The organism is Clostridium sp. C2-6-12 (genome assembly GCF_009928485.1).
In the GTDB taxonomy this organism is placed as follows: domain Bacteria; phylum Bacillota; class Clostridia; order Clostridiales; family Clostridiaceae; genus Clostridium.
On sequence record NZ_JAABNP010000019.1, the window covers coordinates 14,784 to 28,274 of the forward strand.

Sequence of the window (13,491 nt, forward strand, 5' to 3'; positions counted from 1 at the left end):
AAACATTTACAAAAACGATTATATTAAACAACTTTTTAAATGTTATTTAACAATGTTATTCTATATTGATTAAACTATTTCGTCAACGTTTTTCTATAACTTCAGTATAAAACAGAGATTATCTTCACTTTCTTTTACTTAGTTATTCCACTCTTAACTACATTTGGATTTTAGCAAATAAAAAGAATCTGGTTACGCCCAAACTCTTTAATATTTGCTATTCTTATATTTTTCATACCGTTTCTCTCAATTTAATTAATATCTTCTCTTTATCTTAATTGAATTAGGAAATCTGTCCAAACAAGATATAAAATTATTAATAAAGGCATAAACACAACTATATAAGCCACTATATGTAACTTTTTCCAAACAGATCTCTTCTCATTTCTAAATTTATATTTAATTAATCTGTTTACATATATAGTACTTAATAATGTAACTATTGAAACTATTATTAACGGAATCAAATTCATACCTCCAAAATATTTATATAATTAAAACATTAACGTTTTTACACTTGTCTAATATAAATGATTTAAAGTTGTAACCATCATCAAATGTGAAACCAGTTTTAGAAATCATAATAGCTTTTTTATTAGTCAATCATTACAATATCAAATGCAAACGAAAATTCCTCAGCCGTCTTATTTTCAAAATCAACTTTATACCCAGTTCCATCTTTATAAAAGAAGCCTTGTTTTAATTCTATTTTTACAAAACACATATTTTCATCACTTTCATTATTGTGCGCAAAATACCAAGGTTCAAATACCTTAATTAATTTTTCTCTGATTCCTTGATTTTCTTCTAATAACGGATGTCCAATATTATAAGCCTTTCCACTAAATCTATAAAGTTTATTACATAAGGATATTTCAGAATTCTCTTCAATTTCTTGTACTTTTTGTGACTTTGCATAAGAAACAATATAAAAAGCTCCATCATCATAAAAAGTATCTATAAATCTAACCGATGGAACATTATCCTTTGATGTTGCTAATGCAAATTGATAGTCTCTTGCAAATAATTCCTTTAAAACATTCAAACTTTTTTCGTAGGTGTTCATTTTAAATCTTCCCTTCACAAATTAATATTTACTATATAATCTTTTCATATAATAACGTTTATGCTCCATAGGACAATCATCTAATACGCCAAAGACCTCATATCCATGTTTTAAGTAAAAGTCTTTTGCTTGAAAATCAAAGGTATCTAAGTGAAGCAAATTGATATGATTAAAAACGCTTTTCTCAAAATCAGACAACTGACAATTATAATCTAATATCAATTGAGCTTTAGCAATTTCTATAATATCGGCCTTTATGTTCATGAATTTATCCCATTTATATTTTATACCTAATCTTCATATTACAAATTATTTATTTCTTATCTAATGGTTCTTCAATAAATACTGGCGAAAATCTATTAGTTTCAATATATTCCATTAATTCTTTATGTATATAAGGTAAATAGTTAATATCTTTTAAACTGGATATTTCTACCCACTTCGGCATGCTTATTAACTCTTGATTATTAGGATCTACATCTGGTATCGATGGTTGTTTAATATTTTCATCACCCTTTAAAAAGCAACGAAATACAAGGCTTATGCTAGCCCTTTCTCCATAGATAAAATTACATTTATTAGGTTCATATTCAAGTACATATATCAAATCACCCACAGTGACATCCAAGCCAGATTCCTCAAATATTTCTCTTACCACTGCTTGTTTAACAGTTTCTCCCGATTCAACACCACCTCCTGGTATATTATAATATTTACCACCACCAAATTCATTTAATAAAATCTTACCATTATTAATAACAATACCACGACCACTTACTCTAATATGAAAACTCATTTTAAATTTCCTCCAATAAAAATAAAAAGTTTATTACACTTTAAAATATAATTTTGTTTTATCTGGACATTGTGAATTGTATAATTTAATTTTATTATTTTTCAATAAGGTTATTATGACAAACGCTTTTCTTTTACTTGTTCATCAATCCATTTGTATACATTATTCATTTCTCCTGCATAATCATCATTAATCTCAAAAAATTTAGCATCATTTTTCTTACAGCGTTCTTTGACTTGAGAATGAAATTTAATAAAATTATCTTTATTCATATAAATATCATCACATTCCCTTTGTTCTATCTCACTTCTATGGTCAACAATTCCTGAATCAAAATGTTTCTCAATATAATCCTTTGAAAACCCTATATATAAAGCAATTATCTGTTTTAAATAATTAGGTTCAAAATCACTAATATGTTCTGGAGGTAAATAGCACCCTTCGATGATGATATGCTGTCCATTCTCAATATTGGTCATTATTATCCCTTTTACTATTGGCCATAGTTTATATGTAAGTTCATCATCACCATCAATTGCAGAAAAATCACAATATTTACTTCCACGAATCAATCCCATTTTTATATGGTCTATAGACAAATAGGGAATCTTATATTTTTCCAGTAATTTTTGAGCCATCAATGTTTTCCCTGTACAACTAACTCCACCAATTAAAATAACCATCTTCATTTCCCTCCCAAAATCAAATAATATAATAAAAATTGAAATCACTATATAAGTCACCAAAATTATTCTGTAAAGCTTAATTTAAACTACTTTATTAATCTTATATATTTTATTACCTAACTGTACTAAACATATAATTAAAATAGCTTCTATTATAATACCATTTTTTATAAATAAGCTCTATATTTACCATTAAATATATAATTCTTTTTATTTAGCCAAACTACTTTACAGCATATAGTAATTTATGATATAAGCAGTTATATAAGATGATATCTGTTGATAGCTTTTAGGAAAATCAGCTTAAGAAAAAGTATTAATCCTCTTTTAAAGCTTTTTATAATTACATGTATAATATCAAGTTTAGTTCTACTCATAATTTCCGCTTCCATAAATATTTATCATAATAAAAAATTAATTTTATGTAGCTAACAATATCTAAATTTATTGAGATTACAGTAAAACAAATTAATAACCATATAATAAATTACCTAATAGACAAGGAGGCGTAAGATTGAAAAAATCTGTAAAGAAATCTATTCTTCTTTCTTTAATAACTGTATTCTTTATAATAACTTATATATTTTGTCATTCCACTCCTGAGAGGTCGATAAAGTCATACTTGTTTTTTAACGGTTACTCTGTAAATGCTTTTATAACAGAAGTGTACATGTGCAATGATGACTCTTTTGCTGGAAAATACTACTGTAAAAATCCTGGTATAGGACCTGATTCTATAGCAGTAAAAAAAAGTAATTTTGAACTATGGTATGTTGATCTTCAAAATAGCGGAGGCGGCTGATATCACTAAAGTTTACAATAATTCAAAAGCTACCACAAATAAATCTTCTAAGTAACGATAATGAATCTCTAATAAATGATTTATTCTAAAACACAAAAGATGGACATTACTCAATTGTCCATCTTTTAAATTTATATAGCTATCTTAATATTCCATTTTCTATATATCTATTCTTTTATTTCCTTAATCATTAGCAAATTTAATTCGATTTCTTTATGATAATATTTTGATAATTAGCAGGTAAATCTAAATAATAACTTTTAATATGTTCAAACTTTTCAATTGTAACTTTATCTCCACCTTCTATTTTTAAAGTAATGTAATCATCCCCAATATTAAGATGTGGTCCAACATAGGAACTCACTTCAAGTTTTAATCTAAAAGAAAATGATCTATATCCCATTAGCCTTTCAGCATTTAACACATGAACATAATCTGGTGTGATAATTGGCTTTTTTGTTAAGAAATGTTTGTAATAGTCATCTACAGACTTTTGGATATCTGGAAGAAGTAGCGAAACAAAGATATCTTGATATAGCTCTTCTCTTGACTGCTTTGCAGGATTAGATATATTGTCTGAATTGGATAATTTGTTTTGCGCAGATTGAATCAATGCTCCATCTGAGCCTATAACATATCCATTAATGGTTGTATCACGTACCATATAACCATCTTGCCCAAAATAATACCATTTTCCATCAATCTCTTTCCAACCAACTGACCACAATGAACTTCCTTCTGTGTTCCACCAACCATTAGAATCTTGTTTCCACTCTGCATTTGCACATATTGGATTTAATGCCAACACTGAAATTGCTACTAATAACGAACTTACTATTAATCTTAATTTTTTCATTTTTACTTCCCCCATTTCATTTCGCTCATTACTTACAGTTCCTTTACTTCGATACAAACATCATCTGCAATAATTTTAATTTCATTCAAATTTAGAAATCCTTCAGATGAATAAAGCAAAACTTGAAATTCAAATTCACCAATATGAGACAAGTGAACTTCCTCATAAAGCCATGTATCTCCAACAATATCCTCGATTATTTCAAATTTACTTACTTTCTTAAATATTAAAGAATATCTATCTAGTTCTAAAACTAAATTATCATTTATATCTTTCTTAAAGGATAACACTTCGCTATCATGAAAATTATATTTACTTAATACCTGCATGCTTAATGGTAATTTATATTTTATATCTTCATATTCTGCTTTATAGCTATTACATAAATCTTTCCATTCATTTGCCATCTCATTAATTCTTGTATATAATTTTTCTGCCACCTCTTTATCCGTCATATTTTTCCCTTGAAGGATATCAGCTTTTACTTCTGGAATATGCTGAAGTAACAATTCATAATAAACTTTATCATAATAAGAAGACAATGTGCTAAACTCCTCCAACTGTTCAATCCAATTTTCTTTATTATCAATTTTTAATGGAAATCTACCTCTTATTTGCATTTTTTCATAGCTTTCACGTGTAAAATACATCATAACTAAATTATCAGCCTTTCACTTTTACTTATCCAATTTAATTTTCCCATTTCATCTTCATGAATAATATAAGAATTCTATGCGGACCAATACATTTACTTATTTTCAATAACTTTAGCACCATCATTAGTACCAATAATAATTCGCTTACACACATCAATAAATAATCCTGTTTCTAAAACTCCAGTTATTCCATTAACTTTATCATTAACATAGTTAATATCCATTGGTTTACCTATATGTAAATCAACTATATAATTACCATTGTCAGTTTTAAAAACATTACCATCTTTCATTCTTATTGCAGGATTTAAAGAGTACTGTTTTAATTTTGCAATAACCTGTGTATAACCATAAGGTAATACTTCTATTGGTAGAGGGAATTCACCAATACTATCAACTAATTTACTTTCATCCATAATCCATATAACTTCATTAGCTAAATTAGCAACAATTTTTTCCCTAAATAATGCTCCTCCACCACCCTTAATTGCATTAAATTGATTATCTATTTCATCAACACCATCAATTGCCAAATCAATTCTATCTACTTCATCTATATCTACTAAAGGAATTTGCAATTCTTTTGCTAAGATCTCCGTATTTTTTGAAGTTGCAACTGCCTTTAAATTCATACCTTCTTGAACCAGTTCTCCAACCCTTTTAATCATATAAAATGATGTAGAACCTGTTCCTAAACCTAATATCATTCCATCCTTTATGTATTCTGCTGCCTTTATCCCAGCAACTCTTTTTTGTTCCATATTTACCTCCTAGACTTCACCGTATTTTACTATCATGTCATTTAATTCTCTCGTCTAAAACTAAATTTTTCCTCAGACATCTTTAATTATAACCATTAATATATAGCTTACTTATTGATTTATGTGCAAAGTTAATTATGCCTTAATTTTGAATGCCTTTATACCACTTTATTTTTAATCTAATTCTATAGCTTTCCCGTATTTTTATTGATTAATATATCCTTTATCTTGGAATTCCTTGTATACCATCTCAATTTTATTTGCAAAATCGTCTGACAAATCAAAGTATTGAAGTAACTGATTTAGAACAATTACAACTTGAAATGCTTCATTAACAATATTTTCTTTATTATCCTTGCAATTTCTCTCAATACTTACATTAGTTCTTTCATAATGATTAAGTTCCCATGAAACCTTACCCCATTCTTCTAATAATCTAGACATAATTTTAAACAGTTCATAGCCATTGGGGAAAAGCTTAGATTGTGCTTGTGCAACTAATGATATCTTATTGAATAAATCCATAAAAACTTTCCTTTTATCATTTTAATATATAATAAATTTTGTTAATGTCGGGATATAGTTAGCAAACTCTGAGAATTAACATATCTATGATTTCACAAAAGTAGCTTTCATTCCGTCATGCCTATGCTTTGCTGTTATAGCTCTACACCATAAGGCATTATATCTCTTGCAGTATTATGATGAAAAAGATTCCATGATATATCATTAGTTTCTACTCCTCTAAGTGACCACCATAATGCCGATACTCGTGCGTAATATCGTGACCTGTCAATAAAGTTAGGTATATCAGGATAAACAGAACCCATTCTCTTGACAAATTTTTCACCGAAGTTATCCAAAATAACTCCAACATCATGTGCTGGGTCACCTAATCCTGAAACCCCAAAGTCAATTATTGCATTAATTTTATTTTCTTTAGTATTATATATAAAATGAAATGGTGCCAAATCTCCATGAATAAGCACAGGACTATAATCAAAAAAATTCTCATTAACAATAATTGGTTTAAAAATTTTATTAATACACTCAATAGTGTAACCACTCATAAGAGGAAACAATTTTTCTTGAATTCTTTCAAACTGTTTAATATGGTCATATCTTGTACCATTCCCAGGAAAATCGCCAATTTTATTTTCATTTATTTTCTTTAACGGAATAGAATGCAACTGTTTTAAAAAGATTCCTATTTGCTCTGCTAATTTATCCTGTTCATACTCCCGTAAACTAAGAATTTCATCTCTATAAAGAGGAATCCCAGAAAAAAATTTGCACTTTCCTATACCACGTTCAATATATTCATAATTAGGTACAGGTATATTAACAAAATCTTTTACAAGATTTAATATGTTAATCTCCTTTTCAAAGAATTCCACAGTTTCTTTTTGCTTTGCAAATCTAAATACCTCTGCATTTCTTACAATTACAACATCATTATGAAGTCCATAAGAAAATTCAAAATTTAAATCTTCAATGCAAACATCTCCTACTTTGTTTTTGATATATTCATAATATTTGTTTTGTTTCTCTTTATCCATTTCTTAATTTCTCCATTTATAGTTTAATAGTAATATAATACTTTATTAATAATTACAGCTATAATCCAGTAAGAACAAGGTGAATCAGTTGACCACTTTAATTTAAGTGCTCTGTATTTTTTCACAATAATCTGTTTTTAGTTTTATTTAATAAGCCGCAAATCAATCACATTTCTAATTCCATTATTTCGTTATTCATTAAAAATCCTTGTCTTTCATAGAAATCTACTGCCTTTTTGCTTGGCCAAACAAATAATAATTCAATTTTATTATTTGTAGCCCATTGTTTTACCTTTTTTAAAAGTTCAGTTCCTACTCCTTTATTTCTAAATTGAGCCTTTGTGTGAACATTTGTTACATAACCTATCTCTGCAAATAATTTTTGTGGCTTTGGTACTTTTCTTATTCTATTTATATAAATATTTGAAACAATTATATTATTTTCTTCTGCAATCCAATACTCCCAAGTTCCACTTTTAAGTCCATTAATTAAAAATGAATTGCACTCTTCAATAAACTCCTCTTTTGAAATATCAAAATTCCCGTTTTCATCATATTCATGTTCCCATCTCATTTCCGAAAGCATTGAAATATCGCTTTCAGTTGCCAATCTATATACCAAATTAACATCTCCTTATAAATAATTAAATTCAATTTTCTTGTTATAACACATTTGTGGGATATCAAATCTTAAATTAGCTGATTTTGTGTTTCACTTAATTCTTTTTCTAAATATTCTTTACTCTCTATCAACCACGAATGAGGATGTAGGATCATACCATTATCTATAATATAATTTATGTAAGATAGACATGCTTTTTCCAAAGAAGCAGATAAACTTTTAATTAGTAAATCATAAAATGGCGGGGTTCCTTTTTGGTCCCACGAAAGTTTATCAGCTATAAAAAGAGCCATATCATACTGCGAAGGATTTGACTTTAGAGTTGTATGACATTCAATAGCAGATAATATAGTTTCATCATGAATATTAAAAAAAGTTTTTGCCAATAACATTGAAATTCTTTGATGTAAAATAAAAGGATATTTACTTTCTGATTCATCAACAAACAAATCATTTTCCATCATATAAGATAGCATGTCATTTGGGTGAATTACTACACTTATATCATGCAAGTAACCACTTATAATACATATACTCTTATCTAGCCCATATTTTTCTGCTATTTTACTATTTGTATTTGCAACCTCCATAACATGTTTTAAAGTTTTTTCCTTATTGTTTTTTAATAGAAAGTTATTTACATCAACCACTATATCACCAGTTATTTCTGTAATATTAACATATTTATAATTATTTATATTCATCCATATACCTCACTCTATAATCTACTCAATTACAACTTAATAGGACGGGTGTAAAATATAGCAACTCCACATATTATACTTGCTTATGTAATGAAATGTACTCTGACTCCATTATTCCCATATAAATATCACTGCAGTAAACATTATTAATCAATGCACCTTCTCTATCTATACCTTCTTTTACAAATCCACATTTCTCATAACATTTTATAGCCCTAATATTAAAATCTAAAACTCTTAAATATACCTTGTGGTATTTTAAGACTTCAAAGGCATAATTTAAAACCATCTTAGTAACAGCAGTTCCTATTCCGCATCCATATACATTTTCATCATATATTTCAATTGAAAACTTTGCTTTATTATCCTCTTTATAAGGTCTAAGCCCTACTACTCCAATACAACTCCCATTATATTCGATAATCCATTTACAAGGATGTCGAATTATTCTTTCATACCATTTAACAGCTTCATCCATAGTAAATTCCCTTAATTTATTAATACTTCCACCACACATTTTAATACATTCTATGCACTCTCCTAACTTTAAACGTGTATCAATATCTTCTTTTATCGGTTTACGTAATACAATATTATAGTTTTCTAACTTTACAGCACCGTTCACATTATTCCTCCTGTAATATAAAAACAATTTGCAATTATTTACTACAATCCAATATTAATCTATTTATATTTTTTAACGAATCCAGTTTTCACACCTCTTGCAAAACCTGCTTCTTCATAAAACCTAAGTGTTTCTTCCTTCTTTGAGCCTGTTAAAAGCATTACCTTATAACAATTGTTTTCCTCTGCTATATCACTAGCCATGTTTAACGCTTTTGTAGCATATCCTTTTTTTCTATAACTATAATCAGTAATAACATTTTCTATTAATCCATATGGTCGCAAATTTCGAGTTAAATTTTTTATTATGGATATATTACAAGATGAAACTATCTTCCCATCTACTTCAACCACAATATAATAAAGATTGGGGTCATTATATATTGAATCCCACATATCTTTTAGTCCTTCATTTTCAAAGACGTCTGGATCACTGGGTTGTAATTGCCTATATAAATTTAATAGTTCATTTAATTCATCATATTTTATTAAACGTGTACTCTCTGTCATAAAAATCACCTCTGCTTTTATATAAGTTTGATACAACACTTGTTATTTGTTGCAACATAAATCATATCAATAATTTACAATCACTTGTACTAATTGTAAGTTAAACCACAATTTTATATTACACTACTTATTTCTTAATTTCTACTTACTTTCTAATTATAACCATACTTTATTAGCCTTCTAATAAATTCTACTGAAAGTGTCGCACTTAAAAATAATAAAATATTTTAATTATAATTCATATTTAGCTAGAAGCTTAATTGATAAAACTTCTAATTAATTGCTTAATCTTTTTCACACAAAAAAGAGCTGCGCACTAATTATTAGTGCAACAGCCCTATTTCTATATCCACTTTAATGCAAACCTATGTCATTGGTATTATTTTTATTAATTCTTCAATATTTTCGTCTTTTGATGGAATTCCAAAGTTTGGTGTTCCATCTTCATTCCATTTAATCACTTCAATTCTAGTATGTCTATTTGGATCATATAATGGATCACCTTCAATTTCAGTATAATTTCTAGCATGATACACTAAAATATCTTCTGTTCCATCTTCTGACACTGTAAAGCTATTATGCCCTGGTCCATATTGACCATTTTCCCATGAAGTTTTAAATACAGGTTCTTTTGATTTTGTCCATGAAGATGGGTCTAATAAATCACTATTTTCATCAGCAGTAAGCATTCCCATACAATAGTTTTCATCAGTAGCACTTGCAGAGTATGTTAAATATATCTTACCATTTTTCTTCAATATTGCTGGACCTTCGTTAACCCAAAATCTAACTACTTCCCAATCTAATTCAGGCTTTGTCAACAGTACATCCTTTGTTTTTAACGTCCAAGGGTTCTCCATTTCTGCAATATATAAATTAGAATGAGATTCCGGTTCTATCTCTGTTTCTTCCTGTGCCCATACATAATAAAGCTTGTCCTTGTTTTCAAATACAGTTGCATCAAGAGAAAAAGATTCCCATCTTGTTTTAATTTGTCCTTTTTCTACCCAATTATCTGTAAATGGATCTTCATTAGAATTTTCAATTACATACATACGATGATTAAATGTAATTCCTGTTACTTCACCATTTGGAGCAGCAGCAAAGTATATATACCATTTCCCTCTGATAAAATGTATTTCTGGTGCCCATACTAAATGGCTCATTTCTCCTTCATCATGTTTTAACCAAGCTACAAAAATTTCTCCATCACCTAAACCTTGCAAAGTTTTTGATCTTCTGATTTCAATTCTATCATATTCTGGGACTGATGCTGTTAAGTAGTAATATCCATCAGTATGTTTGTATATTAAAGGATCTGCCCTTTGAATTACTATTGGATTCTTGTAAACATTTTGTGACATTATTATTCCTCCTTAATTTTATTGCTTTGTTATAAGGGCTTGTCCCAACAATACTTAATATATTTTATAATTGTTTAAATCAAATTCTTTTATTATTAATTAAAATGCTGTTCTAATTATCAAAATAAAATATGCCTGCTTGCTGAATGCTGAGCCTTATATATCTTTTATAAATTAATTATATACTGCAGCTTCATTTTTATCAAGACTTTATTTTAAATTTAACTATATTTATTTAGCTTTAGTTAAAATAAATACAAAATTTATGAACCGGCATGCCATTCCATCAACTTCAATTAGAATTTTCATCGTTTCTTACTCCCTTAAATCTATTTCTCCACATGGAAAAGAGCCGAGATTTTATTCTCAGCTCTTTTCTTAGGTTGAATTTTGGTGGCTGTTATAGTTTTATAACTTATTTAAAAAATCCTGTAGCATTTCTGCCGTAATTCCCCAAATATTATAATCTTCATATTTATAGAATAGCGATCTATAGGTTGCCTCCCTAAATTTATAATTTTCTTTATTAACTATCAAATCATAAGGAAAATCTTTGGGTCTATCTATCTTTATTTTACTATTTACTTCTAAGTATTTGTGATTTATAAAATAATCTAATGGCACAAAAAATATGTGATCTACTTCATCTCCATTTACATTAATTTCTTCAACATCTTTAATTACTCCTACAAAAGGATGAATTATTATCCCATCATATCTAACCACAGTATCTAATTCATTTACTATTTCAATATTGCCTATACCAAGTTCTTCTGATATTTCCCTAAGTGCTGCTTCCTTTGGTGTTTCACCTTTATCTATTCTTCCACCTGGAAAACAAATATCACCAGGCTGGCTATTTAACTTTTTTGACCTTACCTCAAATAAAATCTGCACTTCCTCATTAATTTTTATAACAGGAATAATTACTGCTGATCTTCTCATTCTTTCCCAACCATTGATATATGGTTTAATGTCTTTAATTTTGCTCTTTATATTTTCTATATCCATATATATCACTAACCTTTCCTCTTATAAAATTTAACAGCCTCTATAATTAAATTATATTATAAACTTATTATCATTTAAATAAGGCAAAGTAATTCATTTAATATGTTTCAAGATGATTTCTACAATGTTAAAATAAGGTATAGTTTATTTTAATTGTGCTGGGAGGATTTTTAATGAAAGAGATTGCTTTTTTTGATATTGATGGTACTTTATATGGCTTCGATGGGACAAGTCATAGAATTCCTCATAGTACTGTGTTAGCTATACAAAAATTTAGAGAAAGGGGAATCTTAGCATTTATATGCACTGGTAGACCAATGCGATTCATATGACATTACAATGTTTGAAACTGTAAAACAAGGAATAGCAATGGGAAATGCAGTTAATGAATTAAAAAAGGTGGCTTCATATGTAACAGATGATATTTTTGCTGATGGCTTATATAATGCTATGATAAACTTTGGTTACATAGAAAAATAACTAGCACTAATTTTTCTATATTAGAAAGAGCATCTGCGTTAAGTTTATAATTTTAAGAACTCAAAAATTCATATTTATAATCAATTCTTGAGTTCTTATTTTATGTACTAAACAGATAATTCTTCGTACAACTCCTTAATAGTATCAAAACTATATGTAGGCTTAAATTCCGTATCTATTAAATCCTCTTTTTGAGCCTCTCCAGTAAATAATACACAAGTATCAACGCCTCCATTGATACCACATGCAATATCTGTATACAATCTATCACCTATAACTAAAGTTTCCTCTTTGGTAAATCCAGTTTGTTTTAAGCACATATTAACTATTTTCTTATTAGGCTTACCAATATAAATTGGTTCCCTTTTAACTGCATGACCTATCATTTCACAAATTGCTCCACAATCTGGAACAAAGCCAAAAGTTGTTGGGCATACCAAATCTGGGTTTGTAGCAATATAATCAATATTTCTAGTTAAGAGTAACTCGCATATATTTTCAATCTTTTTATATTGCAGTTCATTATCAAACCCTACAACTGCACAAACTATATCTTCCTCCTGCTCTTCAGTAACATTTATTCCAAACTTAATCAATTCTTCAATAAAAGATTTTGTTCCAAGTACGAATATTTTTTTATCTTCGTATGTTTCTTTTAAATATAGAGCCGTTGCATAAGATGAAGTTACAAAATTAGTTTCATCAACTTTTATACCAAGCTTTTCAAATTTCACAACATAATCATCTATGCTTTTAGTTGAATTATTGGTTATAAAAATATATTTTCCACCAATACCTAACACATGTTTCATGAAGTCTAAAGTCCCATCAATTAATGTAGTATCCAAAGCTATAGTTCCATCAATATCCAATAAAAATAGTTTCTTATCTTTTAACATATTGTACTTCTCCATATAATAAAATTTATTTTTTTACGGATTAAATTCTAAGAATTCAATTTATCTTAATTTTAATTCTAAAATTCAAGCATGCT

At 28.0% G+C, this 13,491-nt stretch carries 20 protein-coding genes; 3 read left to right on the forward strand and 17 right to left on the reverse strand.

From position 1 onward, the window contains the following. Window positions 1-269: 269 nt before the first annotated feature. From GXK56_RS16045 to GXK56_RS16065, 5 genes are all read right to left on the reverse strand, one after another. Window positions 270-467: a hypothetical protein gene (locus tag GXK56_RS16045; protein WP_160689197.1), complete on the reverse strand. Its 198-nt coding sequence runs from the start codon at window positions 465-467 to the stop codon at window positions 270-272. Between the two features lie 128 nt (window positions 468-595). Continuing rightward, window positions 596-1,066, reverse strand: coding sequence for a pyridoxamine 5'-phosphate oxidase family protein (locus GXK56_RS16050; protein WP_160689199.1), 471 nt, complete (start codon window positions 1,064-1,066; stop codon window positions 596-598). A gap of 21 nt (window positions 1,067-1,087) precedes the next feature. Continuing rightward, the gene (locus GXK56_RS27820; protein WP_202127900.1) at window positions 1,088-1,330 is read right to left on the reverse strand and encodes a hypothetical protein; all 243 of its coding nucleotides are present in this window, start codon (window positions 1,328-1,330) and stop codon (window positions 1,088-1,090) included. A 49-nt stretch (window positions 1,331-1,379) separates the two neighbouring features. Further along, window positions 1,380-1,862 carry an NUDIX domain-containing protein gene (locus GXK56_RS16060; RefSeq protein WP_160689201.1) on the reverse strand — a complete coding sequence of 161 codons (483 nt, stop codon included), beginning with the start codon at window positions 1,860-1,862 and terminating at the stop codon, window positions 1,380-1,382. A 113-nt stretch (window positions 1,863-1,975) separates the two neighbouring features. Then, on the reverse strand, window positions 1,976-2,545 hold the full coding sequence (locus tag GXK56_RS16065; protein ID WP_160689203.1) for a 2-phosphoglycerate kinase: 570 nt from the start codon (window positions 2,543-2,545) through the stop codon (window positions 1,976-1,978). Between the two features lie 517 nt (window positions 2,546-3,062). Between GXK56_RS16065 and GXK56_RS16070 the strand changes: the two genes are divergently transcribed. Continuing rightward, entirely contained in the window at window positions 3,063-3,350 is a 288-nt protein-coding gene (locus tag GXK56_RS16070) for a hypothetical protein (protein ID WP_160689205.1), read from the forward strand. Window positions 3,351-3,549: 199 nt separating this feature from the next. Here GXK56_RS16070 and GXK56_RS16075 read toward each other — a convergent pair whose 3' ends face one another. The 11 genes from GXK56_RS16075 to GXK56_RS16125 form a co-directional block, all read right to left on the reverse strand. Further along, window positions 3,550-4,206: a DUF3888 domain-containing protein gene (locus GXK56_RS16075; RefSeq protein ID WP_160689206.1), complete on the reverse strand. Its 657-nt coding sequence runs from the start codon at window positions 4,204-4,206 to the stop codon at window positions 3,550-3,552. Window positions 4,207-4,238: 32 nt separating this feature from the next. After that, window positions 4,239-4,859, reverse strand: coding sequence for a DUF4085 family protein (locus tag GXK56_RS16080; RefSeq protein WP_160689208.1), 621 nt, complete (start codon window positions 4,857-4,859; stop codon window positions 4,239-4,241). 95 nt (window positions 4,860-4,954) lie between these two features. Next, entirely contained in the window at window positions 4,955-5,623 is a 669-nt protein-coding gene (gene rpiA, locus GXK56_RS16085; protein ID WP_160689210.1) for a ribose-5-phosphate isomerase RpiA, read from the reverse strand. A 204-nt stretch (window positions 5,624-5,827) separates the two neighbouring features. Beyond that, window positions 5,828-6,148, reverse strand: a complete 321-nt coding sequence (locus GXK56_RS16090) for a hypothetical protein (RefSeq protein ID WP_160689212.1) — start codon at window positions 6,146-6,148, stop codon at window positions 5,828-5,830. Window positions 6,149-6,282: 134 nt separating this feature from the next. Beyond that, entirely contained in the window at window positions 6,283-7,182 is a 900-nt protein-coding gene (locus GXK56_RS16095) for an aminoglycoside phosphotransferase family protein (RefSeq protein ID WP_160689214.1), read from the reverse strand. 166 nt (window positions 7,183-7,348) lie between these two features. After that, window positions 7,349-7,804, reverse strand: coding sequence for a GNAT family N-acetyltransferase (locus tag GXK56_RS16100; RefSeq protein WP_160689216.1), 456 nt, complete (start codon window positions 7,802-7,804; stop codon window positions 7,349-7,351). A 68-nt stretch (window positions 7,805-7,872) separates the two neighbouring features. Next, window positions 7,873-8,508 carry an HD domain-containing protein gene (locus tag GXK56_RS16105; protein ID WP_160689217.1) on the reverse strand — a complete coding sequence of 212 codons (636 nt, stop codon included), beginning with the start codon at window positions 8,506-8,508 and terminating at the stop codon, window positions 7,873-7,875. A 73-nt stretch (window positions 8,509-8,581) separates the two neighbouring features. Continuing rightward, window positions 8,582-9,133, reverse strand: coding sequence for a GNAT family protein (locus GXK56_RS16110; RefSeq protein ID WP_160689219.1), 552 nt, complete (start codon window positions 9,131-9,133; stop codon window positions 8,582-8,584). Between the two features lie 59 nt (window positions 9,134-9,192). Next, window positions 9,193-9,642 (reverse strand): GNAT family N-acetyltransferase, encoded by a 450-nt coding sequence (locus GXK56_RS16115; RefSeq protein WP_160689221.1) that lies wholly within the window; start codon window positions 9,640-9,642, stop codon window positions 9,193-9,195. Between the two features lie 365 nt (window positions 9,643-10,007). After that, complete coding sequence (locus tag GXK56_RS16120; RefSeq protein ID WP_160689223.1) at window positions 10,008-11,006, reverse strand: family 43 glycosylhydrolase; 999 nt, start codon at window positions 11,004-11,006, stop codon at window positions 10,008-10,010. A 408-nt stretch (window positions 11,007-11,414) separates the two neighbouring features. Beyond that, window positions 11,415-12,017, reverse strand: coding sequence for a CoA pyrophosphatase (locus GXK56_RS16125; protein WP_160689349.1), 603 nt, complete (start codon window positions 12,015-12,017; stop codon window positions 11,415-11,417). 173 nt (window positions 12,018-12,190) lie between these two features. Here GXK56_RS16125 and GXK56_RS28240 point away from each other — a divergent pair, with 173 nt between their 5' ends. Both GXK56_RS28240 and GXK56_RS28245 read left to right on the forward strand, forming a co-directional pair. After that, on the forward strand, window positions 12,191-12,349 hold the full coding sequence (locus GXK56_RS28240) for an HAD hydrolase family protein (RefSeq protein WP_243156148.1): 159 nt from the start codon (window positions 12,191-12,193) through the stop codon (window positions 12,347-12,349). Between the two features lie 7 nt (window positions 12,350-12,356). Then, on the forward strand, window positions 12,357-12,497 hold the full coding sequence (locus tag GXK56_RS28245) for an HAD hydrolase family protein (protein ID WP_243156149.1): 141 nt from the start codon (window positions 12,357-12,359) through the stop codon (window positions 12,495-12,497). A gap of 107 nt (window positions 12,498-12,604) precedes the next feature. Here GXK56_RS28245 and GXK56_RS16135 read toward each other — a convergent pair whose 3' ends face one another. Next, the gene (locus GXK56_RS16135; RefSeq protein WP_160689225.1) at window positions 12,605-13,396 is read right to left on the reverse strand and encodes an HAD-IIA family hydrolase; all 792 of its coding nucleotides are present in this window, start codon (window positions 13,394-13,396) and stop codon (window positions 12,605-12,607) included. Window positions 13,397-13,491 lie beyond the last annotated feature (95 nt).

What these genes read in the sequence shown, in the direction of transcription:
- GXK56_RS16050 (WP_160689199.1), bottom strand. Translation starts at nt 1,066, where the DNA reads ATGAACACCTACGAAAAAAGTTTGAATGTTTTAAAGGAATTATTTGCA.
- GXK56_RS27820 (WP_202127900.1), bottom strand. Translation starts at nt 1,330, where the DNA reads ATGAACATAAAGGCCGATATTATAGAAATTGCTAAAGCTCAATTGATA.
- GXK56_RS16060 (WP_160689201.1), bottom strand. Translation starts at nt 1,862, where the DNA reads ATGAGTTTTCATATTAGAGTAAGTGGTCGTGGTATTGTTATTAATAAT.
- GXK56_RS16065 (WP_160689203.1), bottom strand. Translation starts at nt 2,545, where the DNA reads ATGGTTATTTTAATTGGTGGAGTTAGTTGTACAGGGAAAACATTGATG.
- GXK56_RS16075 (WP_160689206.1), bottom strand. Translation starts at nt 4,206, where the DNA reads ATGAAAAAATTAAGATTAATAGTAAGTTCGTTATTAGTAGCAATTTCA.
- GXK56_RS16080 (WP_160689208.1), bottom strand. Translation starts at nt 4,859, where the DNA reads ATGATGTATTTTACACGTGAAAGCTATGAAAAAATGCAAATAAGAGGT.
- rpiA (WP_160689210.1), bottom strand. Translation starts at nt 5,623, where the DNA reads ATGGAACAAAAAAGAGTTGCTGGGATAAAGGCAGCAGAATACATAAAG.
- GXK56_RS16090 (WP_160689212.1), bottom strand. Translation starts at nt 6,148, where the DNA reads ATGGATTTATTCAATAAGATATCATTAGTTGCACAAGCACAATCTAAG.
- GXK56_RS16095 (WP_160689214.1), bottom strand. Translation starts at nt 7,182, where the DNA reads ATGGATAAAGAGAAACAAAACAAATATTATGAATATATCAAAAACAAA.
- GXK56_RS16105 (WP_160689217.1), bottom strand. Translation starts at nt 8,508, where the DNA reads ATGAATATAAATAATTATAAATATGTTAATATTACAGAAATAACTGGT.
- GXK56_RS16115 (WP_160689221.1), bottom strand. Translation starts at nt 9,642, where the DNA reads ATGACAGAGAGTACACGTTTAATAAAATATGATGAATTAAATGAACTA.
- GXK56_RS16120 (WP_160689223.1), bottom strand. Translation starts at nt 11,006, where the DNA reads ATGTCACAAAATGTTTACAAGAATCCAATAGTAATTCAAAGGGCAGAT.
- GXK56_RS16125 (WP_160689349.1), bottom strand. Translation starts at nt 12,017, where the DNA reads ATGGATATAGAAAATATAAAGAGCAAAATTAAAGACATTAAACCATAT.
- GXK56_RS28240 (WP_243156148.1), top strand. Translation starts at nt 12,191, where the DNA reads ATGAAAGAGATTGCTTTTTTTGATATTGATGGTACTTTATATGGCTTC.
- GXK56_RS28245 (WP_243156149.1), top strand. Translation starts at nt 12,357, where the DNA reads ATGTTTGAAACTGTAAAACAAGGAATAGCAATGGGAAATGCAGTTAAT.
- GXK56_RS16135 (WP_160689225.1), bottom strand. Translation starts at nt 13,396, where the DNA reads ATGTTAAAAGATAAGAAACTATTTTTATTGGATATTGATGGAACTATA.